Origin of the sequence: Paenibacillus albiflavus (assembly GCF_004344915.1) — a bacterium.
Taxonomy (GTDB): Bacteria; Bacillota; Bacilli; order Paenibacillales; family NBRC-103111; genus Paenibacillus_AM; species Paenibacillus_AM albiflavus.
Genome location: NZ_SKFG01000081.1, coordinates 26,397 through 50,510 on the forward strand (window position 1 = coordinate 26,397; position 24,114 = coordinate 50,510).

The window sequence follows — 24,114 nt, forward strand, 5'->3', positions numbered from 1 at the left end:
TACTCGATGAAAACGAAAGTAGCTATTTTAATTTTGTCCGTATTCGCATTTGCAACAATTCTAAGCGCTTGTGGCAGCAAGACCGAAAGTGCGGCTGCAACTGGTAATGTAACGGAAGTAACAGTAACAGGTACTAACTTTGCTTGGGATGCTAAAGAAATTAAAGTGAAAAAAGGCGACACAGTGAAGTTGACACTAGTTAATAAGCAAGGTATGCATGGTATTGAGATCCCTGATTTCAAAGTAAACCTAGATAAAGCTGGAACGAAAGAATTTGTAGCTGACAAAGCTGGGACATTCGAGTTTAAATGCTCCGTTATGTGCGGTACTGGTCATGGAGAAATGATCGGTAAATTGATCGTAGAATAATCATTCACATTTAACAGGCCGTCCTTTAATGAAGGGCGGTCTGTTGTTATTCGTATCCGAAGGATATTCCTTTAAGCGGCTTTGATTTATATTAAATCTTATATTATAGAAGAGAAAAAACCTTTATCACGTTATACTAGGTATAAAATGAGATTTATAATGAAACACTAGGATGCGTGGACAAGGTTCTGCTTGACATAGAATTTGACATATGTTAAAGTATTGCAGGTAGCCCTGTAAAACGCTTCTTTATGATGCACTTAAACGGGGCAGAAATATCTGTCTCGGGAGGTGTACAACATGCGGGTATTCATTACACTGGCGTGTACGAATTGCAAACAAAGAAACTATACATCCGTTAAAAATAAGCGCAACCATCCAGACCGTATGGAACTGAAAAAATATTGCAAATATTGCAATGAGCATACCGGCCATCGTGAGACTAGGTAGTATGTGGGGGTGTAGTTTGTGTCTATCTTAGCGAATATGAAAAAGGGTTTTTCGTCTAGCTTTGGTTTCTTTAAGGACAGTTATACTGAACTTAAGAAAGTAAAGTGGCCGAGCCGCAAAGAGTTAACCAGCTATACTTTGGTGACTGTAGGTACAATTGCCGTTGTTGCTATTTATTTCTTCTTGCTCGACCTTGGGATTAGTAACCTTGTTCGTTTCATTATGGATCTATAGGTGAATTCAATGGAAAAAAGTTGGTACGTCGTTCATACCTATTCTGGGTATGAGAACAAGGTTAAAGCTAACTTGGAGAAACGTGTTGAATCCATGGACATGACAGATAAAATTTTCCGTGTACTCGTTCCGATGGAAGAAGAAATCGTGAACAAGGATGGAAAGAAGAAATCTGTAATGCGCAAAGTCTACCCTGGCTATGTGCTTGTCGAAATGGTTCAAACAGATGATTCCTGGTATGTCGTGCGTAATACGCCTGGCGTAACCGGATTTGTCGGCTCCACTGGTTCTGGTTCTAAACCTACAGCTCTTCATCCTGAAGAAGTTGAGGCCATTCTCAAACATATGGGTATGGATGAGCCTAAACCGAAGGTAGAATTTAACCTTAAGGAAACGGTTCGTGTTAAAGTTGGGCCGTTTGCGAACTTTGTCGGCACAGTAGAAGAAATCTTGTTTGATAAGAGTAAGTTGAAGGTCCATGTCAACATGTTTGGCAGGGAAACCCCGCTTGAACTGGATTTTGATCAAGTGGAGAAGCTATAGTTTAGAAATGCGACCATTCCTTGGGATGGGCAGTTCTAATATATGAGGTTTCTGCTGGGCCTGTTCCTGCAAGAGGAGTAGGCTTTTTCAGTGGGAGGGACTCGAAGTATTCCCGTTTCACCACAATTTCGCAAGGAGGTGTCTCACATGGCAAAAAAGGTTATCAAAATCGTGAAATTGCAAGTTCCAGCAGGTAAAGCGAATCCAGCGCCGCCAATCGGTCCAGCTTTGGGTCAAGCAGGCGTGAACATTATGGCTTTCTGTAAGGAATTTAATGCAAAAACTGCAGATCAAGCAGGTCTAATCATTCCTGTTGTGATCGAGGTTTATGAGGATCGTTCGTTTACATTCGTTACGAAAACTCCTCCTGCTGCAGTACTTCTTCGCGTGGCTGCTGGTATCGCTAAAGGATCCGGTGAACCTAACAAGAAGAAAGTTGCAACAGTTAAACGTGATAAAGTTCGCGAAATCGCTGAACAAAAAATGCCTGACCTAAACGCTGCATCTGTTGAAGCTGCAATGCTTATGGTTGAAGGTACTGCTCGCAGTATGGGTATCACAATTGTTGACTAATTTTGTTTTATAATGGGCATATTGATGCCTAATCAGTGGGAGGGACTCCCCGTTAATACCACAAAGGAGGAATACAAATGGCTAAGCACGGTAAGAAATATATCGAAGCTTCCAAGCAAGTAACAGCTGATGCGCTGTACGAGTCACAAGAAGCGATTGAACTAGTTAAGAAATTAGCGTCAGCTAAATTTGACGAGACTGTTGATGTAGCTGTTCGTTTGGGTGTTGACCCAAGAAAACAAGACCAAGCTGTTCGTGGCGTAGTTGTACTACCACACGGTACTGGTAAAACTAAGCGTGTTCTTGTATTTGCCAAAGGTGATAAAGCGAAGGAAGCGGAAGCGGCTGGAGCAGATTTTGTTGGTGATCAAGACATGATTAATAAAATCCAACAAGGTTGGTTTGATTTTGATGTCTGCGTAGCGACTCCTGACATGATGAGTGAAGTTGGTAAGCTAGGTCGTCTGCTTGGTGGTAAAGGTCTTATGCCGAACCCTAAAGCAGGTACTGTAACTTTCGACGTTACTAAAGCTGTTCAAGAGATCAAAGCAGGTAAAATCGAGTACCGCCTTGACAAACAAGGACAAATTCATGCTGGTATTGGTAAAGTATCTTTCGATGCTGATAAGTTGCAAGACAACTTCAAAGCATTGCTTGATGCACTAGTTAGAGCGAAACCAGCAGCGGCTAAAGGTGTATACCTGAAGAACGTTGCGATCTCCTCAACTATGGGACCAAGCGTAACAGTGAATTTGCAATCATATAGATAGGTTGTTCCAATTTCAGGAACGTGATTGACTTTTATAGCCAGTCATGATAACCTAGCTAATGTTGTGATATTGAATATATAGACCGTAGACAGCAGGTGCTGTAATAAGCTTAATTTCCTGCCGAGGTGTTGTGATATAATTTCCGAATGGCTTGCCTTACGAGGTGAGCCTGAAGGATGAACGTCATGCCTTCGTATTGTCTGCGAAGGCATTTCTTTTTGCTTAGGCGTAAGAAATGCTGAACACAGATAAGTTTGCATAACCTGCAAACGAATATGCGATTGAAATGAGGTGTAACAATGGCAAATGCAAAAGTTTTAGCTGAGAAAGAACAGTTAGTTGGTGAATTAGCTGCTAAGTTTCGTGATAGCTCATGCGCAATCGTAACGGATTACCGTGGATTGAACGTAGCACAAGTAACTGAGCTTCGTAAATCACTTCGTGAAGCAGGTATTGAGTTCGCAGTTCTTAAGAACACAATGCTTCGCCGTGCGACAGCGTCGACTGAACTATCTGAGCTTGATCAATACTTGTCCGGTCCAACTGCGATTGCATTCAGTAAGGATGATGTAGTATCTCCTGCGAAAATTTTAACTCAGTTTGCGAAGAAAAACGAAAAACTTGAAGTTAAAGGCGGCGTAGTTGAAGGTAAAGTAGTTGATTTTGCACAAATCAAAGCGTTGGCAGATCTACCTTCCAGAGAAGGTCTTCTATCCATGCTACTCAGCGTCCTTCAAGCTCCAGTTCGCAACTTCGCCCTTGCGGTTAAAGCTGTATCTGAGAAACAAGAAGGCGCAGAAGCTTAATAAGTTAGTGATATAAAAAATTCGAATTATATATTGATGGAGGTATAACCATGAGCAAAGAGCAAATCTTGGAAGCCATTAAAGGCATGACAGTATTAGAATTAAACGACTTGGTTAAAGCAATCGAAGAAGAGTTTGGCGTAACTGCAGCAGCACCTGTAGCAGTTATGGCTGGCGGCGGCGCTGCTGAAGCAGCTGCTGAGCAATCCGAATTCGACGTAATCCTAGCTAACGCTGGTGCGTCCAAAATCAACGTAATTAAAGTGGTTCGCGAAATCACTGGTCTTGGCTTGAAAGAAGCTAAAGAACTTGTTGACAACGCACCAAAAGCAATCAAAGAGAAAGTATCCAAAGAGGATGCTGAATCAATCAAAGCTAAGCTTGAAGAAGCTGGCGCTAACGTTGAAGTTAAGTAATTTTGGTTTTATACGCAAACCTCTTGAGGCAACTCAAGGGGTTTGCTTTCTTTCATAAGTGGATTGGATGGAGGCATCCATTATTTATGAAAGAAAAAGGAGGGTTAGCGAATGTCAGAACATTATTATTCGGAGAAGCCTACAGTATGTAGTGATCGACATGTGATTGAAGCAACGCTTCGAGGTAAGACCTATAAATTTACGACAGATGCGGGAGTGTTCTCCAAGAAGGGTGTTGATTTTGGCAGCAAGCTTCTGATTGAATCGATGGAATTCGAGGATAATGCTAGAGTGCTTGATGTCGGCTGCGGGTATGGTCCGATTGGATTATCTGCTGCAACTATAGCTGTTAATGGTTTTGTAACGATGATCGATATGAATCAGCGTGCATTGGAACTCGTTCGAATGAATGCGGCTGCTAATGGAATTATGAATGTGAAGGTGCTGCAAAGCGATGCGTTAGCGGCGGTAAAACAAGAACAATTCGATGTAGTACTTACGAATCCGCCGATCCGCGCAGGTAAAGAGACGGTTCATCGTATTTTTACAGAAGCTAGAGAAGCTCTTGTGCCAGGAGGCACACTGTGGGTCGTGATTCAGAAGAAGCAAGGCTCACCTTCCGCTTATGCCAAGCTGGAGGAATTATTTGAGCGAGTCGAAGAGGTTACGAAAGATAAAGGGTATCGCATCTTTAAAGCGGAAAAATAAAAATTGAAGCATTGGGAAGAAGCCCGTTGCGTATACAAAAATATTTGACTTGACTTTTCTGGTGTGGTATCATTAAAAAATGTCAGTATTAGAATTGCCCTATATGTCTTCATTCTTGAAAATGTCAAGTGTTTTTCATAAACTTGAAGAAATGGATGCATAAGAATGTATATCCTCATTTTATAGCGGCAAATCTAACAAGGTAAGTGTTAATTTATACCAGCCAGCACGGGATAGCAGCAAAACACATCAAGAGGGCTTCTTTCGGAAGCTTTTCTTCATGATATTGAATTTATAACGATTGATTCATGGATTCTATGATCCCTTGGGAAGCGCATATCATTCTTTGGATGGCGCTGAAGCTGTTTGTATGTGTTTTATTAGTTATATAGGATTTGCAATACAAGCTAATGTAATTCTGATTAGTGATGTTCTTGTAAATTTGGTATAGCTTCAAAGATTTAGAAATGATTAGACTCGAGGGGTGAATGAACTTGGCGGGACATCTGGTTCAGTTTGGTCGACGTAAACGCAGAACTTATGCACGAATCAATGAGGTACTTGAGATTCCGAACCTGATTGAAATTCAACAAAAATCATACCAGTGGTTTTTGGATGAGGGTCTAAGGGAAATGTTTCAAGATATCTCCCCTATTCAAGACTTTACGGGGAATCTAGTGCTTGAGTTCATCGATTATAACTTAGGCGAACCTAAGTACACAGTTGATGACTCAAAAGAGCGTGATGTCACTTACGCAGCTCCACTTAGAGTGAGAGTGCGTCTTATCAACAAAGAAACCGGTGAAGTGAAGGAACAAGAAGTGTTCATGGGTGACTTCCCAATCATGACGGAAACCGGGACGTTCATTATCAATGGTGCCGAACGGGTTATTGTCTCCCAATTGGTTCGCTCTCCGAGTGTTTATTATAACACAAAAGTTGATAAGAACGGTAAGAAAACGTTCACTGCAACTGTCATCCCTAACCGTGGTGCATGGTTAGAGCTAGAGACAGATGCAAAGGACATTATTTATGTGCGTATTGATCGCACGCGTAAGATTCCAGTGACTGTGTTACTTAGAGCAATGGGCTTTGGTTCAGATGCTGAAATCTTAGAATTGCTCGGCGAAGACGAGTTTATTCAAAATACGTTAGATAAAGATAATACCGATTCAACAGAGAAAGCGTTAATTGAGATCTATGAGCGTCTTCGTCCAGGCGAGCCGCCTACGATTGATAATGCGCGTTCACTTCTTGTGGCACGCTTCTTTGATCCAAAACGCTATGACCTTGCGAATGTCGGTCGCTATAAAATAAATAAAAAGCTTCATATTAAGAATCGTCTATTCAACCAACGTCTGGCTGAAACTTTATTTGACCCGGATACGGGTGAAATTATTGCAGAAGCTGGTCAGTTGCTTGACCGTAGATTACTTGATGAAATTTTGCCTTCCCTTGAGAAGGGCGTAGGAAGACAAGAATATCGTGTGCCTAACGGGATTATCGATGCAGATATTCCAATTCAAACGATTAAAGTCTTCTCACCTATCGAAGATGGCAAAGTAGTCAAAGTGATTTCCAATGCTGTAATCGATAAGTCTGTTAAGAATATTACACCAGCGGATATCATTGCATCCATTAACTATTTCGTTGACTTATTGCATGGAATCGGTAGTACGGATGATATTGACCACTTGGGTAACCGTCGTTTACGTTCTGTCGGGGAGTTATTGCAGAATCAATTCCGTATTGGTTTGTCACGTATGGAGCGCGTAGTGCGCGAACGTATGTCCATCCAGGATGCGAATGTAATTACACCGCAAGCGTTAATTAATATTAGACCTGTTATTGCGTCTATTAAAGAGTTCTTTGGTAGCTCGCAGTTGTCGCAGTTTATGGATCAAACGAACCCACTAGCAGAACTTACGCACAAACGTCGTCTGTCAGCACTAGGACCAGGTGGTTTGACTCGTGAGCGCGCAGGCTTCGAAGTGCGTGACGTCCATCACTCTCACTATGGCCGTATGTGTCCGATTGAGACGCCTGAGGGACCGAATATTGGTTTGATCAACTCCTTATCAACGTTTGCGAGAATCAATGAGTATGGCTTCATCGAAGCACCATACCGCTGGGTAGATCCTAAAACAGGTATCGTTACCGAGAAAATCTCGTATTTGACAGCTGATGAAGAGGATAACTATGTTATCGCGCAGGCGAACGCTGAGCTTACTGAAGAGGGTACGTTTGCCGAAGAAACCGTTATTGTAAGGTTTAAGGATGAGAACTTGATTCTCCCTAACCAACGTGTGGACTACATGGACGTATCGCCTAAGCAAGTCGTATCCGTTGCGACGGCGCTTATTCCGTTCCTTGAGAACGATGACTCCAACCGTGCGCTAATGGGATCTAACATGCAACGTCAAGCTGTTCCACTCTTGATTCCAAAAGCACCGCTTGTTGGTACAGGTATGGAGCATAAGTCGGCTAAGGATTCGGGCGTATGTATCGTTTCCAAGCATGACGGCGTGATCGAGCGCGTATCCGGCAATGAAATTTGGGTTCGCCGTCAAGAGGTTGTAGACGGTCGTGTTGTGAATGGTGACCTTGTCAAACATAAGCTGCACAAGTTTATGCGTTCTAACCAAGGTACATGTATCAACCAACGTCCGATTGTCCATAAAGGCGATGTCATTAAGAAGGGCGATATTCTCGCAGACGGCCCGTCCACAGAGCATGGTGAATTAGCGCTTGGACGCAACGTAGTCGTTGCCTTTATGACTTGGGAAGGTTACAACTATGAGGATGCGATCCTGCTTAGTGAAAGACTAGTGAAAGAAGACGTTTATACGTCTATCCATATTGAAGAATATGAGTCCGAAGCTCGTGATACGAAGCTAGGACCAGAAGAAATTACGCGTGATATTCCGAATGTCGGTGAAGATGCGCTTAAGAATCTTGATGAGCGCGGAATTATCCGTGTCGGAGCTGAGATTGGTGCAGGCGATATCTTGGTTGGTAAAGTAACGCCTAAGGGTGTAACAGAGCTGACTGCAGAGGAACGTTTATTGCATGCAATCTTCGGTGAGAAAGCACGTGAGGTTCGTGATACAAGCTTGCGCGTACCGCATGGTACTGATGGTATCGTCGTTGATGTGAAGGTATTTACACGTGAGAATGGCGATGAATTGCCGCCAGGTGTTAACCAATTGGTTCGTGTCTATATCGCACAAAAACGTAAAATTTCCGAAGGTGATAAAATGGCGGGACGCCACGGTAATAAGGGTGTCATTGCTCGTATTCTCCCTGAGGAAGATATGCCGTTCATGCCGGATGGCACACCGGTTGAGGTCGTGCTTAACCCACTAGGGGTTCCATCGCGTATGAACATCGGACAGGTACTTGAGGTTCACCTTGGTATGGCAGCTAAGCAGCTTGGTCTGCATGTTGCAACACCAGTATTCGACGGAGCCAGCGAGTACGATGTATTCGATACGATGGAAGAAGCTGGCATGCAGCGTAATGGTAAAACCTTGCTGTACGATGGACGTACAGGTGAAGAGTTCGAACGTGAAGTTACAGTTGGTGTCATGTACATGATCAAACTGGCGCACATGGTCGACGATAAGATCCACGCGCGTTCAACTGGACCTTACTCACTTGTTACGCAACAGCCTCTCGGCGGTAAAGCGCAGTTCGGTGGACAGCGTTTCGGTGAGATGGAGGTTTGGGCACTTGAGGCATACGGTGCAGCTTATACGTTGCAAGAAATTCTTACAGTTAAATCCGATGACGTTGTTGGCCGTGTGAAAACGTACGAATCGATCGTCAAAGGTGAAAATATTCCAGAACCAGGGGTTCCTGAATCCTTCAAGGTTCTGATCAAAGAACTACAAAGTCTTGGTATGGATGTCAAAATCCTATCTGGCGACGAGAAAGAAATCGAAATGAAAGAATCCGATGATGAAGACGACGCTGCGTCAGATAAGCTAAATCTTAATCTTGAAGGCGCCGAAGTCGGAGTTGAATAATCAGTTTTGCTGAAACGCATGCCGTCCTGTAAAGGGGCGGCACAGGCGTTTCTACCTAGTTACTACCATAACTTTAAGGAGGGTTGCTCCTTGTTGGACGTTAACAACTTCGAGTTTATGAAAATTGGTCTGGCATCGCCTGACAAAATTCGTTCGTGGTCCCGCGGAGAAGTAAAGAAGCCGGAAACAATTAACTACAGAACACTTAAACCTGAGAAAGAAGGCTTGTTCTGTGAGAAAATTTTCGGACCAACGAAAGATTGGGAATGTCATTGCGGTAAGTACAAGCGTGTACGTTACAAAGGCGTTGTCTGCGATCGCTGCGGCGTTGAAGTAACTCGCCAAAAAGTACGCCGCGAACGTATGGGGCATATTGAGCTAGCTGCTCCTGTATCACACATCTGGTATTTCAAAGGAATCCCCAGCCGTATGGGTCTTGCTTTGGACATGTCGCCACGTTCATTAGAAGAAGTTATTTACTTCGCTTCTTATGTCGTGACAGATCCAGGTGACACACCGCTTGAGAAGAAACAATTGCTTTCTGAGAAAGAATATCGTTCATACCGTGAAAAGTATGGCTATGCTTTCCAAGCTGGTATGGGTGCTGAAGCCGTTAAGAAACTTTTGCAAGATATCGAAATTGACCGTGAAGTAGAACAACTCAAAGAAGAGCTTAAGACTGCTCAAGGTCAGCGTCGTAACCGTGCAATTAAGCGTCTTGAAGTTATGGAAGCATTCCGTAACTCCAAGAACAATCCAGAATGGATGATTCTTGACGTTCTGCCTGTTATTCCGCCAGAACTTCGTCCAATGGTACAACTAGATGGTGGTCGTTTTGCGACATCTGACCTTAACGACTTGTACCGCCGCGTTATCAACCGTAACAACCGTTTGAAACGTTTGCTTGATCTTGGCGCTCCAGATATCATCGTACAGAACGAGAAGCGTATGCTTCAAGAAGCTGTCGATGCTCTAATCGATAATGGTCGTCGTGGTCGTCCAGTTACTGGGCCAGGTAACCGTCCGCTTAAATCCTTGAGCCATATGCTTAAAGGTAAGCAAGGACGTTTCCGTCAGAACTTGCTAGGTAAACGTGTTGACTACTCTGGTCGTTCCGTTATCGTTGTTGGACCGAGCCTGAAGATGTATCAATGCGGTCTGCCAAAAGAAATGGCATTGGAGCTATTTAAGCCTTTCGTAATGAAGGAGCTTGTTAATAAAGGGCTTGCGCACAACATTAAGAGCGCGAAGCGCAAAGTAGAACGTGTATCCTTAGATGTATGGGACGTTCTAGAAGAAGTAATTCGTGAACATCCGGTTCTGCTTAACCGTGCACCGACGCTTCACAGACTTGGTATTCAAGCATTTGAACCAATTCTAGTTGAAGGCCGTGCGATTAAGCTTCACCCACTCGTATGTACAGCTTATAACGCTGACTTCGACGGTGACCAAATGGCCGTTCACGTTCCGCTTTCAGCTGAAGCACAAGCAGAAGCACGTCTTCTGATGCTAGCAGCTGGTAACATCCTGAACCCGAAAGATGGTAAGCCAGTTGTTACACCATCTCAGGATATGGTTCTTGGTTCCTTCTACTTGACGATGGATAACAAGAAAGCTAAGGGCAGCGGTGCAATTGTACGTACGGTTAATGAAGCTGTTTCCTCTTACCAAAGCGGTAAAGCATCACTTCACGCCCGTATCGCGATTCCAGTAAAAGCGCTGAACAAAACAAGCTTTACTGAGCGTCAACAAGAAGCAATGTTGATTACGACAGTCGGAAAAGTCATTTTCAATGAGATTTTCCCAGAAGATCTGCCGTTTATCAATGAGCCTACGAAGACAAACCTTCTGTACGGTACACCTGACCAGTATTTTGCATTCGAGAAAGGTGCAGACCTTCGCAAGATGATGGAAGAAACACCAGAGTGTAAGGCAGTAGGTAAAGATTATCTTGGAACAATTATTGCGGAATGCTTCCGTAAGTACCATACAACAGAAACTTCGGTTATTCTGGATAAGATCAAACAGCTCGGATTTACGTATTCGACGAAAGCGGGAATCACGGTTGCCGTTTCAGACGTTGTCGTACCGGAAGAAAAAGATCAAATCTTGAAGAAGTCTGAAGAGCATGTTCGTACAGTTACGCAGCAATACCGTCGTGGTCTGATCACAGATGATGAGCGTTACGATCGTGTAATTGGCATTTGGAGTAAAGCGAAGGATGAAATTACAGACATTCTGATGAAATCCCTCGATAAATACAACTCCATCAACATGATGGTTGAATCCAAAGCACGGGGTAACAAATCGCAGATTACTCAACTTGGCGGTATGCGTGGTCTAATGGCCAACCCGGCTGGTAAAATTATCGAACTTCCGATTAAGTCTAACTTCCGTGAAGGCTTAACGGTCCTTGAGTACTTTATTTCAACGCACGGTGCCCGTAAAGGTCTAGCCGATACGGCACTTCGTACAGCGGACTCAGGTTACCTAACTCGTCGTCTGGTTGACGTTGCGCAAGACGTAATCGTTCGTGAAGATGATTGTGGTACAGACAAAGGTTTCACTGTTTCGAAGATTCAAGATGGTAAAGAGGTTATTGAAGACCTGTTTGACCGTATTGAAGGTCGCTATGCGTTCGAAACTGTACGTAATCCGAAGACTGGCGAAGTCATCATTGGCCGCAACGAACTAATCGAAGCTACTGAAGCGAATGCGATTATTGATGCAGGCGTTGAGAAGTTGCAAATTCGTTCCGTTCTTTCTTGCCGTTCTGTACATGGCGTATGTAAAAAATGTTACGGTCGTAACCTTGCAACTGGTCAGCATGTTGAGATTGGGGAAGCAGTTGGTATTATTGCTGCACAATCCATCGGTGAGCCAGGAACACAGCTTACAATGCGTACGTTCCATACCGGGGGCGTTGCCGGAGACGATATTACACAAGGTTTGCCGCGGATTCAGGAGCTATTTGAGGCTCGTAATCCAAAAGGTCAAGCGATCATCACAGAGATCGACGGCGTTGTTAAAGATATTCGCGAGGCGAAAGATCGTCGCGAGATCGAAGTTGAAGGTGAAGCGGAATCCCGCGTATATCCTGTACCATACGGTTCACGTGTTCGTGTAACGATTGGTCAGCATATAGAAGCTGGTGACGAGTTAACCGATGGTTCGATCGATCCGAAGGAGATGCTGCGCATCAAGGGTATTCGCGGTGTGCAGAACTACATTCTGCAAGAGGTTCAGCGCGTTTATCGTAACCAAGGGGTAGAAATTAACGACAAGCACGTCGAAGTCATGATTCGCCAAATGTTACGCAAAATCCGTATCGTTGACGCAGGGGATACTACACTGCTTCCAGGTGCCTTCGTTAACATGCATGAATATGAAGAAGCAAACAAAGTGGCACTATTCGCAGGTACAGAGCCAGCGGTTGCTAAGCCAATCCTTCTCGGTATTACGAAAGCATCACTTGAAACTGACTCCTTCCTATCTGCAGCATCATTCCAAGAGACAACTCGTGTCTTGACGGATGCAGCAATTAAGGGTAAAGTTGACCAATTGCTCGGTCTTAAAGAGAACGTTATTATCGGTAAGCTAATTCCTGCGGGTACGGGTATGCCTCGTTACCGCAACATCCGAATTACGACACCGCATGATGAAGTTCAAAACTCTGAATCAGCTGAGATGGAAACGGTAGCTGCGGAGTAGATTCATTCAATCAATACCACCGTCCATTACACGAGCCGTGTGTGGGCGGTGTTTTTATTTAAGAAATAAATTTCAAAATCATTTCTTGACACACTTGAAATGAAATGCTATTATATCTGAGTGTGCCTACGATAGTTGTAGATTTGCGAAACTTTGAGTGGAGGATTTTATCCATGTCTTACGAAGAAGTCAAGCAGGCCAATCAATTGTTTGTTGGTACGAAGCAAGCTACCAGGGCTGTTCAGCTCGGGAAAGCGGACAAAGTTATTATTGCAAATGATGCAGATCCGCGATTGACGATAAAAGTGGCTTCCCTTTGCACCAAAGCAGGGGTTGAGGTCGACTACGTAGAATCCATGAAGCTGCTTGGTAAAGCATGCGGGATCGAAGTAGGCGCAGCTGTAGTGGCAATCGTAATAGAATAAACTAGAAGCGTTTTTGTTGGATGGGGGTTAAATCCTGAGACAAAAACTTTCTCTTTGCTCTTTTATGACTCGCCTGGATCTGTGGACTTGTAATCCACGATCGCTTCCATATGAAGTATTCAACTGTCGTCAACAAATTAGCATTGAAGTGTTTTACTATTAGAGAGGAGGTGGCGAAATGCCAACTATTAACCAATTAGTACGTAAAGGACGCCAAGCCAAAGTGGTAAAATCGAAATCCCCAGCTCTACAAAGAGGCTTTAACGCTTTGAAAAGAGAAGCTACGGATATCAGTGCTCCACAAAAACGCGGCGTTTGTACTCGTGTAGGTACAATGACTCCGAAAAAGCCGAACTCGGCTCTTCGTAAATATGCTCGTGTACGTTTGACTAACCGTGTCGAGGTTACAGCTTACATCCCAGGTATCGGTCACAACTTGCAAGAACACAGCGTGGTGTTGATTCGTGGTGGTAGAGTAAAAGACCTTCCAGGGGTACGTTATCACATCGTTCGTGGTGCGCTTGATACTGCTGGTGTTAATAACCGTAAGCAATCCCGTTCCAAATACGGAACAAAACGTCCTAAAGTAAAAAAATAAATCCGAGCTTATCGCATGATATGCTAAGCACATAACGGATGATTTTTCAAAGAAAGGGGGATAACTATGCCTCGTAAAGGTCCAGTTACTCGCAGAGATGTATTACCAGATCCAATTTACAATAGCAAGTTGGTCACTCGTCTTATCAACCGTATCATGATTGATGGAAAAAGAGGGACAGCACAGTCCATCCTATATAACGCTTTTAACCTCGTGAAAGATCGTACTGGTAAAGAGCCGATGGAAGTGTTTGAGACAGCTATTAAGAACATTATGCCAGTTCTTGAAGTTAAAGCTCGTCGTGTTGGTGGTGCTAACTATCAAGTGCCAATCGAAGTTAAGCCTGAGCGTCGTACGACTCTAGGTCTTCGTTGGTTAGTAAACTACTCTCGTCTTCGTGGTGAAAAAACGATGGAAGAGAGACTTGCAAACGAGATTATCGATGCAAGCAATAGCACAGGTGCTTCTGTTAAGAAACGTGAGGATACTCACAAAATGGCTGAAGCAAACAAAGCGTTCGCACACTACCGTTGGTAGGATAAACCTTGTTATATTAGGAAGGAGACAAACGTATGTCAAGAGAGTTCTCCTTAAAAGATACGCGTAATATCGGGATCATGGCTCATATTGATGCTGGTAAGACAACGACTACAGAGCGTATCTTGTTCTTCACAGGTCGTACACACAAAATTGGTGAAGTGCACGAAGGTGCAGCTACGATGGACTGGATGGAACAAGAGCAGGAACGCGGAATTACAATTACTTCCGCTGCGACTACCGCTTCGTGGAAAGGTCACCGCATCAATATTATTGATACCCCGGGACACGTTGACTTCACTGTTGAAGTTGAACGTTCCCTTCGTGTATTGGATGGGGCAGTTGGTGTATTTAGTGCCAAAGAAGGCGTAGAACCACAGTCTGAGACTGTATGGAGACAAGCTGATAAGTATGGTGTTCCTCGTGTTGCTTATGTTAACAAAATGGATATCATTGGCGCTGACTACTTAAACGTTATTAAATCAATGCATGATAAGCTTGGTGCTAACGCAGTTGCAATTCAATTGCCAATTGGTGCAGAGAATGACTTCGCTGGTATCATCGATATCATTGAAGAAAAAGCTCACATGTTCAAAGACGATAAAGGTCTTAACATCGAAGTAGTAGAAATTCCTGAAGAATTCAAGGAGAAAGTTGCTGAACTTCGTTCCGAGCTAGTTGAGAAAGTTGCTGAGCTAGACGAAGAGCTAACAATGAAATACCTTGAAGGTGAAGAAATTTCTATTCCTGAGTTAAAGGCTGCACTACGCAAAGGCGTATGTGAAGTTAAAATCTTCCCAGTTGTTTGTGGTTCTTCATACCGCAACAAAGGGGTACAACTTGTACTAGATGCTGTTGTAGATTACCTACCAGCACCAGTTGACGTTCCAGACATCAAGGGTACCCTTGAAGACGGTACTGAAACAGTACGTAAATCATCCGATGAAGAGCCGTTTGCTGCTCTTGCATTCAAAATTGCTACTGACCCTTACGTTGGTAAACTCACGTTCTTCCGTGTGTATTCCGGTGTATTGCAATCAGGTTCATACGTAATTAATGCAACTAAAGGCAAGCGTGAGCGTGTCGGTCGTATCCTTCAAATGCATGCGAACAGCCGCCAAGAAATTTCCGAAGTTTACTCCGGAGATATCGCGGCAGCAGTAGGTTTGAAAGATACTGGTACAGGTGATACACTATGTGATGAGAAGCATCCGGTTATTTTGGAGTCCATGAACTTCCCTGATCCGGTTATCGACCTAGCAGTTGAGCCAAAAACGAAAGCTGACCAAGACAAAATGGGTATCGCTCTTTCCAAATTGACGGAAGAAGATCCGACATTAAGAGCGAAAACTGATGAAGAAACTGGTCAAACCATCCTTTCAGGTATGGGTGAGCTTCACCTAGAAATTATCGTTGACCGTATGCGTCGTGAGTTCAAAGTAGAAACCAACGTGGGTAAACCACAGGTTGCTTACCGCGAAACATTCCGTACGCCTGCTAAAGTCGAAGGTAAATTCGTTCGCCAATCCGGTGGCCGTGGTCAATACGGACATTGTTGGGTTGAATTCGAACCGCTTGAAGCTGGTAGTGGATTTATCTTCGAAAGCAAGATTGTCGGTGGTGCGATTCCTAGAGAATACGTTGCTCCAATCCAAGCTGGTATCGAAGAATCCATGAAAAACGGTGTACTTGCTGGATTCCCATTAGTGGACCTTAAAGCAACTGTCGTAGACGGTTCTTACCATGATGTTGACTCCAACGAGATGGCGTTTAAGATCGCTGGTTCCATGGCGCTTAAAGCTGCTAAGGACAAGTGTAATCCTACCCTTCTAGAGCCAATCATGAAGGTTGAAGTAACAGTTCCTGAAGAATACATGGGTGACGCAATGGGTATGCTTAACTCCCGTCGTGGTCGCATCGAAGGTATGGATTCACGTGCTGGTGCTCAATTTATTCGTGGTAAAGTACCTTTGTCCGAAATGTTCGGATTCTCAACTGTACTTCGCTCTGGTACACAAGGCCGTGGAACTTATTCCATGGAACTTTCTCACTACGAAGAAGTGCCTAAGAATATTTCTGATGAAATTATCGCTAAGCACAAAGGTGAGTAATTAAGGTAAAAGCCGGTCGGAATATCCTTATTCGAGTAGAATTCGGATATCTCGGCCTGCCTATATAATTAATAACTATTCATTTACCCAGGGAGGTATTGTTTAAAATGGCAAAGGCTAAATTTGAACGTAACAAACCGCATGTTAACATCGGTACAATCGGTCACGTTGACCATGGTAAAACTACTTTGACTGCTGCAATCACAACTGTTCTTTCCAAAAGATATGGTGGCGCAGCGATCGCATTCGATCAAATCGATAAAGCTCCAGAAGAGCGCGAACGTGGTATCACAATCTCAACTTCCCACGTTGAGTATGAAACACCTAACCGTCACTATGCACACGTTGACTGCCCAGGTCACGCCGACTATGTTAAAAACATGATTACTGGTGCTGCACAAATGGACGGAGCTATTCTAGTAGTATCCGCATCTGACGGCCCTATGCCACAAACTCGCGAGCACATCCTATTGTCTCGTCAAGTAGGCGTACCTTACATCGTTGTATTCATGAACAAATGCGACATGGTTGAAGACGATGAGCTTCTTGAGCTAGTTGAAATGGAAATTCGCGATCTTCTTAGCGAATATGAATTCCCTGGCGACGACACTCCAATCATCCGTGGTTCTGCTCGTGAAGCGTTGCAAAACCCTGATGGCGAGTGGGCTGACAAAATTATCGAGTTGTTCGAACAAGTTGATACTTATATTCCACAACCTGAGCGTCAAACTGATAAGCCTTTCCTTATGCCTGTCGAGGACGTATTCTCCATCACTGGTCGTGGTACAGTTGCTACTGGCCGTGTTGAGCGTGGTACTGTTAAAGTACAAGACGAAGTTGAAATCGTTGGTATCGCTGAAGAAACTCGCAAATGCGTAGTTACAGGCGTTGAAATGTTCCGTAAGCTTCTTGATTCCGCACAAGCTGGTGACAACATCGGCGCACTACTTCGTGGTGTTGACCGTAATGACATCGAGCGTGGTCAAGTTCTTGCAAAAGTTGGTTCCGTTAAGCCACACACTGACTTTACAGCACAAGTTTACGTTCTAACTAAAGAAGAAGGTGGCCGTCATAAGCCTTTCTTCCCTGGATACCGTCCACAATTCTATTTCCGTACAACTGACGTAACTGGTATCATCAACCTACCAGAAGGTACTGAAATGGTTATGCCTGGCGATAACATCACTGTTACTGTAGAATTGATCGCGCCAATCGCGATTGAAGAAGGTACTCGTTTCGCGATTCGCGAAGGCGGACGTACTGTTGGTGCAGGTGCGGTTGCTACAATCATTAAGTAATATTGCTTAATCGCTTTGCGATTTAGTAATGATGGAAGCTCATTGTCTAATGGACAATGAGCTTCTTTGTTTTATGGTCAAAAATAAAATAATCCATTAATTCTTATCAATTCACTCGGATTAAGGTATTGAAGTTTTTTTAGTATTTGCTATAATAGTCCTATTCAACTTTAGAAGACATAATGAGGGGGAAAGACAACGTGAAAAATAAACGATCTATATTAGCGATTGCCTTACTGTGCATCATGCTCGTAGTAAGTGCATGTGGCTCCAAAGGCAGTCAAGAAACACCAGGAGGTACTTCTGCGCCAGAAACAGGTGCACCTAAAGAAGGCGGAAACTTGATCATGGCAGTTCAAGATGATCCCAAAGCAATGAACCCGCTATACGCAGGTGACCGTGTGACATTAACGATCAACCAAACGTTATACGCACCATTTATTAAAATTAACGACGGTAAGACAACTTATGCATTAGCTGAGAGTCTAACTCGTTCAGAAGACAATCTGAAGTATACTATGAAGCTTCGCAGCGGTCTGACATGGCACGATGGTGAGAAGCTAACAGCTGATGATGTTGTGTTCACATTTAACAGTATTTTAGATGAGAAGCAGCATAGCTTCTTCCGCAGTTACTTCGTATTTGATAACAAACCAATGAAAGTGAACAAAGTGGATGATTTGACAGTTGAATTCATTTTGCCGGAAGTTACGGCAGCATTCGAAGGAGCACTGGTTCAGGTCTCCCCGATTCCAAAGCACATCTTTGAAGGCGAAGCCGACATTGAGAAAAGCAGCAAGAATGAAGCACCTGTAGGTTCCGGTTCCTTTAAATTCAAAGAATATCGTCCAGGTGAGTATGTAATGCTTGACCGTTTTGATAACTATTACGATGGTAAGCCGAAGCTTGATTCTGTAACTTATCGTATTGCCAAAGATCCGAATGCATCCAATCTTGCTCTTCAAAATGGCGAAATTCAAATGAAGATGGTTGATGCGCAGGATTACAAGAAGTTGAATGATACAGGTAAATATGAAATGCTAGTGTACCCTGAAGGTCGTCTAGTTTATATGGTATTTAACCTAAACAATGAGGTTGTACAGAAGAAAGAAGTTAGACAAGCAATTGCCTATGCCATTAATAAAAAAGAAATGATTGAGACAGCTTACTCTTCACTAGAATTTGCAGAGCCTGCAGCGTCGATTCTAACTCCTGATACGCTATACCATACAACAGACGTTGAAACTTACGACTACAATGTAGAAAAAGCAAAAGAATTGTTGAAATCAGCTGGCGTAAGTAATTTAAAGCTTAAGCTTGCTTATGCGAATACCAATAAGCCACAAACAAGTCAAGCGCTGTACCTACAGCAAAAACTTAAGGATGTAGGTATTGAGATTGAATTAATGCCTATGGATGTTACTGCACTAGGCAATAAATCACTAGATATGAATAATAAGGATTACGATTTGACATTTGGCGGATACATCATGGGTTCTGAGCCAGATGCTTATCGTTCATTATTTATGAGTGATGAAGGCTATAACTATGCACACTATAAAAACAAAGAGTTTGATGATTTGTGGGTTAAAGGCGCGGTAGAGATGGATACTACTAAGCGTGCGGAGATTTACAAGCAAATTCAGCAAACTGTTGCGAATGAAATGACTTATTATCCAATCGCTTATGGTAAAGCGATTGTAGCGGTAAACAAGCAGTTTGGCGGTTTACAGGAAGCAAATCCTAAACCAGTCGTTATGCTTGAAGACTTGTCCAAAGTTTACATGAAGTAATGCATAACTGAATGACAGATATCTTTAATTCATTATGCTTTTGATTTCACCAAACGAAAATAAGCTGTTTAGGTACAGCTTATTTTCGTTATATAGAGTTACCCTTAAGATACGCTTCTGCTCTTATTAAGACGCAAGTAACGTATCTTCTTGGTTTATCAAAGCGTATGTGCATAAAGTTGCCAGCGCTGTCTGCGGGGGGAGTTTCATTGTCAAAGTATGTATTGCGCCGGATTCTGCAGGCCATACCATTGCTGCTGTTCATTTCAATTGTATCCTTTGCATTAATTAAGCTAGCACCCGGTGATCCTGTTAACTCGTTCGTTACACCGAACATGAAGCCTGAGGATATCGAAAGAATCCGAGTGAGTCTAGGACTTAATGAGCCTGTGTATATGCAATATCTATACTGGCTTAAGAATGTGCTAAGCGGCGATTTAGGTTATTCACTTGTGAATCATAGACCTGTATCAACGCTAATTATGGAGCGAATACCAGCTACTCTAGGGCTAATGGGATCAGCGCTTCTATTATCTTTAATTATTGCAATTCCATTAGGATTAATTTCTGCTGCTAAGAAGAATCGTCTGGTTGACCGTATATTCAGTTTATTATCTTATATTGGGATTTCAATTCCAGGCTTTTGGTTTGCTATGATGCTGATTTACTTATTTGCAATCGAGCTGCAGTGGCTGCCAAGTATGGGAATGCGTACAATTGGAAAGGATTCCGTTCTAGATATTATCAAGCATGGAATTTTGCCATGTACCGTTCTATGTTTAATGCAAGTATCGGTATATATGCGTTATATTCGTTCGAACACGATTAGTCAATTAGAAGAAGATTATGTACAGATCCAATATGCCTATGGTTCAACGCGTGGAACTGTACTTGTACGACATGTATTAAAGAATGTGCTCTTGCCAATCATCACAATTCTCGGGATGTCACTTTCAGAGCTAATTGCGGGTGCTTTCATTACCGAAACTGTATTTACATGGCCAGGTATGGGTTCATTAGGTATTACAGCGATTTTCGGTCTTGATTATCCTGTTATTATGGGTATAACGATGATAACGTCACTATTCCTTGTAATCGGTAACTTGATAGCTGATTTACTGTATGGCGTAGTTGATCCGAGAATCAAGACGGCGAGGTGACAGACAGAATGAATCAATTAAAATTGCGTTTTCTCAAAAACCAGCTTATAGAACAAAAAGCAGGCTTTGCAGCGCTTATCATCTTAATCCTATTTATTTTATTAGCGATTTTTGCATTCCTCGTTCCTTATGATCCGAATGCAATTGTCCAACCTGATCGTCTTCAGCCACCGAGTGCAGCACACTGGTTTGGTACAGATGACCTAGGTCGTGATTACTTTGCTCGTGCTCTATATGGAGCAAGAGTATCCTTAAGCGTCGGATTTATGGCAATGGCCATTTCCATTGTCGTTGGTACCGCGGTTGGAACGATGAGTGCTTACTTTGGCGGATGGTTTGACAATTTCATGATGAGGTTAGTCGATATCTTTATGTCGATTCCATCTTTCTTTATTATGCTAGTACTCAATGCATATCTGAAGCCGGGGATCGCTACAATTGTCATTATCATCGGTTTTCTCAGTTGGATGAATATTTCACGGATTGTTCGTGCAGAGACCTTGTCGATCAAAGAACGAGAATATGTACTGTACGCGCGAGTATCAGGACAAAGTGTCTTCAAAATCATTACAAGACATATCGTACCGAATATTATGCCAACGATCATTGTTGCGGCTACAATCAATATTGCAGGGGCGATTATGATGGAATCCGCATTAAGCTTCTTGGGATTAGGTGTGCAGCAGCCGAATTCTTCATGGGGAAGTATGCTGAATAACGCACAGGGCTTTATCGGGGAAGCGCCATATCTTGCTTTGTTCCCAGGTCTATTTATTTTGTTAACTGTATTAAGCTTTAATTTCTTAGGCGACGTGTTCCGTGCCGCTTTTGAGCCTAAAATAAATCAACGATAATGGAGAGAAGCATATGACAGAGCTATTGACGGTTCATAACTTAAAAACGTCATTCTTTACGCGCAGTGGCGAAGTCCAGTCCGTACGGGGCGTCAGCTTCACCATTAGCGAAGGTGAAATGGTCGGTATTGTGGGAGAGTCGGGCAGCGGTAAAAGTATCACTGCCAAATCGATTATGGGTTTAATCCAGCCTCCAGGTCGAATTATCGATGGTGAGGTTCGTCTGAATGGTGAAAGTATATTAGAAATGTCACCAGAACAATTGAGAAGCATCAGGGGAAATCAAATTGCAATGATCTTCCAAGATCCGATGACTTCACTTAATCCAGTTCTGCGTATTGGAAAGCAGCTAATTGAAGTAATTCAGAGACATGAGAAGTTAAGCAAGTCGGAAGCTCGCCAAAGAGCTATTGACATGTTGAGACAAGTCGGTATTCCTTCTCCAGAGAAACGAATTGACCAGTACCCACATGAATTCAGCGGCGGTATGCGCCAGCGTGTAATGATCGCAATGGCGTTGTCCTGTAACCCTAAACTGCTTATTGCCGACGAGCCAACCACTGCCTTGGACGTTACGATTCAAGCGCAAATCTTGACGTTAATGAAGCAATTGCGTGATACGACAGGTACATCGATTTTGCTCATTACTCATGATCTGGGTGTAGTTGCGCAAGTGTGTACACGAGTTATCGTTATGTATGGTGGTCTTATTATGGAGGAAGGAGCAGTGGTCGATATATTCGAATCGCCGCAGCATCCTTATACTCGCGGATTGATGAATTCTCTGCCTCAGTATGATGCGGAGGTTAAAGAAAGACTCGTTCCTATTGAAGGGACTCCGCCTAATATGCTGCAGCCGCCGACTGGCTGTCCATTCAAGGACCGTTGTCCGGAAGCAATGGACTTGTGTAATCACAGGCCGCCCTATTATCATGTAGGTGAAGGTCATCGTTCCATGTGCTGGCTTCTGGATGAGCGAGTAAAGGCTGGAGAAGCCCAGGCGCTTGATGCTTCTCTTACCAGAGAGGAGGCGGGCCAATGAGTAAGGAACAATCTTCAAATTCAAAGCAGGACATATTAGTCGAAGCTCGCAATCTTAAAAAGCATTTTACGGTGGAAACTTCCCTTTTAGGTCGTCCCACCAAAGTTCTTAAAGCGGTTGATGATGTTAGTTTTCAAATTCATCGCGGTGAGACATTCGGACTTGTTGGGGAGTCAGGCTGCGGTAAGTCTACTCTCGGTCGCTGTATCATACGCCTATACGATGTGACATCAGGAGAGATCCTTTATGATGGTAAGAATATAGCCGCAATGAATGAGAAGCAGCTTCATCCGTACCGTAAGCAGATGCAGGCTATTTTTCAAGATCCATACTCTTCATTAAATCCAGGGATGAATGTTCTTCAGCTCATTAGTGAGCCGATGGAGATTCATACCAAGTTAGGTCGAGCAGAACGCCGTGAAGTTGTACTGGATTTATTGAATAAGGTTGGGCTTAAAGCAGAGCATGCTGATCGTTATCCGCATGAGTTCAGCGGTGGTCAGCGTCAGCGGATTAGTATTGCACGCTCAATCGCTGCCAATCCAGAGTTTGTGATGTGCGATGAGCCGATTTCAGCTCTTGACGTATCCGTACAAGCTCAGGTCGTTAATATGCTGGAGGATCTGCAAGGGGAATTTGGACTAACCTATTTATTTATTGCGCATGATTTATCGATGGTAAAGCATATATCAGACCGAATCGGCGTTATGTACCTTGGTAAATTAGTAGAAGTAGCGACAAGCGATGAATTGTACCGCAGACCGGCACATCCTTATACGCAAGCGTTATTATCTGCAATTCCTGTTCCTGATCCAAAGGCAATTACAACTAACCATCAATTGTTACAGGGAGATCTGCCTAGTCCGCTTGAGAATATGGCGGGCTGTAAATTCAGATCCAGATGTCCATTTGCAACGAAGCAATGTGGAGAGGTAGAGCCGGAGCTTAAAGAAATAGCGCCAGGACATTATTCAGCTTGTCATCTTAATGATCAGAACTAAGGGGAGAGATTCAGAATGAGCAATAATGTAAGATTGTCGCAAAACACTGCTATCATGTTAGAGCGTGCTAGACGAGCTGGCGTTACAGATGAGGTACTGCTTAACTGCGTAGCAACTGACGATGTTTCGGCACTTAAAGTAGCGGAAGCGGAACATTACAGCTATGAGGATTTTGTTACGTATGCAGCGGAACATGGAGAGCAACTTGAACAAGCTATTCGTGATGGTTATCAAATTACATTTAATACATTTAACGGATTACAGCTTTTCTTAGAGTTTACATTTAATATTAAGCGCGGAGTCGATTTCACACCTTCTGAGGGTCGTCTTAGCGGCCTTAAACTATCGAAGCCGAATGTTGAACTGCTAACGAGCAGACTTGCAAAGAACTGGGTTCTAGAGGTTGTAGATTCTAATGAAGAAACACAAACGGTAAATTTATCAATCCGTGGTTTAAACAATTAATTGTAGGCTAATAAATACGTGTTAAACTCTTAATTTGACCGCTCTGCTGATGATTTAATCACTGCAGGCGGTTTTTTCTTGAGTATTATAGAATTTATAACTTTCGTGTCATAAATTCTAAGTAATACCTAAAGAAATGCATCGCCTTTAAAGACGATGAAGTCATTTCTTCATGAACACGAAAATTATACTTGCATTAGGCGTTTTTATTGTATATAATGG

The 24,114-nt window shown here is 43.2% G+C and carries 22 protein-coding genes and 1 other annotated feature; all 22 genes read left to right on the forward strand.

From position 1 onward, the window contains the following. Positions 1 to 6: 6 nt before the first annotated feature. The 22 genes from E0485_RS24600 (at position 7) to E0485_RS24705 (ending at position 23,892) form a co-directional block, all read left to right on the forward strand. Positions 7 to 369 (forward strand): cupredoxin domain-containing protein, encoded by a 363-nt coding sequence (locus E0485_RS24600; protein WP_132420680.1) that lies wholly within the window; start codon positions 7 to 9, stop codon positions 367 to 369. Between the two features lie 300 nt (positions 370 to 669). Next, positions 670 to 819 (forward strand): 50S ribosomal protein L33, encoded by a 150-nt coding sequence (gene rpmG / locus E0485_RS24605; RefSeq protein WP_132420682.1) that lies wholly within the window; start codon positions 670 to 672, stop codon positions 817 to 819. A 36-nt stretch (positions 820 to 855) separates the two neighbouring features. Then, positions 856 to 1,053, forward strand: a complete 198-nt coding sequence (secE, locus tag E0485_RS24610) for a preprotein translocase subunit SecE (protein ID WP_132420816.1) — start codon at positions 856 to 858, stop codon at positions 1,051 to 1,053. Positions 1,054 to 1,062: 9 nt separating this feature from the next. After that, the gene (gene nusG / locus E0485_RS24615) at positions 1,063 to 1,596 is read left to right on the forward strand and encodes a transcription termination/antitermination protein NusG (protein ID WP_132420684.1); all 534 of its coding nucleotides are present in this window, start codon (positions 1,063 to 1,065) and stop codon (positions 1,594 to 1,596) included. A gap of 147 nt (positions 1,597 to 1,743) precedes the next feature. Further along, a complete protein-coding gene (gene rplK / locus E0485_RS24620) occupies positions 1,744 to 2,169 on the forward strand; it encodes a 50S ribosomal protein L11 (RefSeq protein ID WP_132420686.1) in 426 nt (141 codons plus the stop codon). Positions 2,170 to 2,246: 77 nt separating this feature from the next. Further along, positions 2,247 to 2,939, forward strand: a complete 693-nt coding sequence (gene rplA, locus E0485_RS24625; RefSeq protein ID WP_132420688.1) for a 50S ribosomal protein L1 — start codon at positions 2,247 to 2,249, stop codon at positions 2,937 to 2,939. Positions 2,940 to 3,003: 64 nt separating this feature from the next. Further along, positions 3,004 to 3,165 (forward strand) — a sequence feature (ribosomal protein L10 leader region). 73 nt (positions 3,166 to 3,238) lie between these two features. Next, on the forward strand, positions 3,239 to 3,745 hold the full coding sequence (gene rplJ, locus E0485_RS24630) for a 50S ribosomal protein L10 (protein WP_132420690.1): 507 nt from the start codon (positions 3,239 to 3,241) through the stop codon (positions 3,743 to 3,745). Positions 3,746 to 3,795: 50 nt separating this feature from the next. Beyond that, positions 3,796 to 4,161: a 50S ribosomal protein L7/L12 gene (gene rplL / locus E0485_RS24635; protein WP_132420692.1), complete on the forward strand. Its 366-nt coding sequence runs from the start codon at positions 3,796 to 3,798 to the stop codon at positions 4,159 to 4,161. Positions 4,162 to 4,272: 111 nt separating this feature from the next. Further along, entirely contained in the window at positions 4,273 to 4,869 is a 597-nt protein-coding gene (locus tag E0485_RS24640) for a class I SAM-dependent methyltransferase (RefSeq protein WP_132420694.1), read from the forward strand. A gap of 494 nt (positions 4,870 to 5,363) precedes the next feature. Then, complete coding sequence (gene rpoB, locus E0485_RS24645) at positions 5,364 to 8,897, forward strand: DNA-directed RNA polymerase subunit beta (RefSeq protein WP_132420696.1); 3,534 nt, start codon at positions 5,364 to 5,366, stop codon at positions 8,895 to 8,897. A 90-nt stretch (positions 8,898 to 8,987) separates the two neighbouring features. Beyond that, positions 8,988 to 12,608 (forward strand): DNA-directed RNA polymerase subunit beta', encoded by a 3,621-nt coding sequence (rpoC, locus tag E0485_RS24650; RefSeq protein ID WP_132420698.1) that lies wholly within the window; start codon positions 8,988 to 8,990, stop codon positions 12,606 to 12,608. 173 nt (positions 12,609 to 12,781) lie between these two features. Then, positions 12,782 to 13,033, forward strand: a complete 252-nt coding sequence (locus E0485_RS24655; protein WP_132420700.1) for a ribosomal L7Ae/L30e/S12e/Gadd45 family protein — start codon at positions 12,782 to 12,784, stop codon at positions 13,031 to 13,033. Positions 13,034 to 13,211: 178 nt separating this feature from the next. Continuing rightward, complete coding sequence (gene rpsL / locus E0485_RS24660) at positions 13,212 to 13,631, forward strand: 30S ribosomal protein S12 (protein WP_132420702.1); 420 nt, start codon at positions 13,212 to 13,214, stop codon at positions 13,629 to 13,631. Positions 13,632 to 13,697: 66 nt separating this feature from the next. Then, entirely contained in the window at positions 13,698 to 14,168 is a 471-nt protein-coding gene (gene rpsG, locus E0485_RS24665) for a 30S ribosomal protein S7 (protein ID WP_132420704.1), read from the forward strand. Positions 14,169 to 14,203: 35 nt separating this feature from the next. Further along, positions 14,204 to 16,279, forward strand: coding sequence for an elongation factor G (gene fusA / locus E0485_RS24670; protein ID WP_132420706.1), 2,076 nt, complete (start codon positions 14,204 to 14,206; stop codon positions 16,277 to 16,279). Between the two features lie 107 nt (positions 16,280 to 16,386). Continuing rightward, on the forward strand, positions 16,387 to 17,577 hold the full coding sequence (gene tuf / locus E0485_RS24675) for an elongation factor Tu (protein WP_132420708.1): 1,191 nt from the start codon (positions 16,387 to 16,389) through the stop codon (positions 17,575 to 17,577). A 245-nt stretch (positions 17,578 to 17,822) separates the two neighbouring features. Continuing rightward, positions 17,823 to 19,370, forward strand: a complete 1,548-nt coding sequence (locus E0485_RS24680) for an ABC transporter substrate-binding protein (protein ID WP_407944879.1) — start codon at positions 17,823 to 17,825, stop codon at positions 19,368 to 19,370. Positions 19,371 to 19,579: 209 nt separating this feature from the next. Next, a complete protein-coding gene (locus E0485_RS24685; RefSeq protein WP_132420712.1) occupies positions 19,580 to 20,530 on the forward strand; it encodes an ABC transporter permease in 951 nt (316 codons plus the stop codon). An 8-nt stretch (positions 20,531 to 20,538) separates the two neighbouring features. Next, positions 20,539 to 21,384: an ABC transporter permease gene (locus E0485_RS24690; RefSeq protein WP_132420714.1), complete on the forward strand. Its 846-nt coding sequence runs from the start codon at positions 20,539 to 20,541 to the stop codon at positions 21,382 to 21,384. A 13-nt stretch (positions 21,385 to 21,397) separates the two neighbouring features. Further along, on the forward strand, positions 21,398 to 22,426 hold the full coding sequence (locus E0485_RS24695) for an ABC transporter ATP-binding protein (protein WP_132420716.1): 1,029 nt from the start codon (positions 21,398 to 21,400) through the stop codon (positions 22,424 to 22,426). Then, positions 22,423 to 23,427, forward strand: a complete 1,005-nt coding sequence (locus tag E0485_RS24700) for an ABC transporter ATP-binding protein (RefSeq protein ID WP_132420718.1) — start codon at positions 22,423 to 22,425, stop codon at positions 23,425 to 23,427. Before E0485_RS24695 ends, E0485_RS24700 begins: the two co-directional genes overlap by 4 nt. 15 nt (positions 23,428 to 23,442) lie before the next feature. Continuing rightward, positions 23,443 to 23,892, forward strand: a complete 450-nt coding sequence (locus E0485_RS24705) for a hypothetical protein (RefSeq protein WP_132420720.1) — start codon at positions 23,443 to 23,445, stop codon at positions 23,890 to 23,892. Positions 23,893 to 24,114 lie beyond the last annotated feature (222 nt).

Bases quoted from the DNA above. Each gene is read 5' to 3' on its own strand.
- tuf (WP_132420708.1), top strand. From the start codon at position 16,387: ATGGCAAAGGCTAAATTTGAACGTAACAAACCGCATGTTAACATCGGT.
- E0485_RS24705 (WP_132420720.1), top strand. From the start codon at position 23,443: ATGAGCAATAATGTAAGATTGTCGCAAAACACTGCTATCATGTTAGAG.
- E0485_RS24700 (WP_132420718.1), top strand. From the start codon at position 22,423: ATGAGTAAGGAACAATCTTCAAATTCAAAGCAGGACATATTAGTCGAA.
- E0485_RS24680 (WP_407944879.1), top strand. From the start codon at position 17,823: ATGCTCGTAGTAAGTGCATGTGGCTCCAAAGGCAGTCAAGAAACACCA.
- rplL (WP_132420692.1), top strand. From the start codon at position 3,796: ATGAGCAAAGAGCAAATCTTGGAAGCCATTAAAGGCATGACAGTATTA.
- E0485_RS24690 (WP_132420714.1), top strand. From the start codon at position 20,539: ATGAATCAATTAAAATTGCGTTTTCTCAAAAACCAGCTTATAGAACAA.
- rplK (WP_132420686.1), top strand. From the start codon at position 1,744: ATGGCAAAAAAGGTTATCAAAATCGTGAAATTGCAAGTTCCAGCAGGT.
- E0485_RS24600 (WP_132420680.1), top strand. From the start codon at position 7: ATGAAAACGAAAGTAGCTATTTTAATTTTGTCCGTATTCGCATTTGCA.
- E0485_RS24695 (WP_132420716.1), top strand. From the start codon at position 21,398: ATGACAGAGCTATTGACGGTTCATAACTTAAAAACGTCATTCTTTACG.
- secE (WP_132420816.1), top strand. From the start codon at position 856: ATGAAAAAGGGTTTTTCGTCTAGCTTTGGTTTCTTTAAGGACAGTTAT.
- fusA (WP_132420706.1), top strand. From the start codon at position 14,204: ATGTCAAGAGAGTTCTCCTTAAAAGATACGCGTAATATCGGGATCATG.
- E0485_RS24655 (WP_132420700.1), top strand. From the start codon at position 12,782: ATGTCTTACGAAGAAGTCAAGCAGGCCAATCAATTGTTTGTTGGTACG.
- rpmG (WP_132420682.1), top strand. From the start codon at position 670: ATGCGGGTATTCATTACACTGGCGTGTACGAATTGCAAACAAAGAAAC.
- E0485_RS24640 (WP_132420694.1), top strand. From the start codon at position 4,273: ATGTCAGAACATTATTATTCGGAGAAGCCTACAGTATGTAGTGATCGA.
- nusG (WP_132420684.1), top strand. From the start codon at position 1,063: ATGGAAAAAAGTTGGTACGTCGTTCATACCTATTCTGGGTATGAGAAC.
- rplJ (WP_132420690.1), top strand. From the start codon at position 3,239: ATGGCAAATGCAAAAGTTTTAGCTGAGAAAGAACAGTTAGTTGGTGAA.
- rpsG (WP_132420704.1), top strand. From the start codon at position 13,698: ATGCCTCGTAAAGGTCCAGTTACTCGCAGAGATGTATTACCAGATCCA.
- rplA (WP_132420688.1), top strand. From the start codon at position 2,247: ATGGCTAAGCACGGTAAGAAATATATCGAAGCTTCCAAGCAAGTAACA.
- rpsL (WP_132420702.1), top strand. From the start codon at position 13,212: ATGCCAACTATTAACCAATTAGTACGTAAAGGACGCCAAGCCAAAGTG.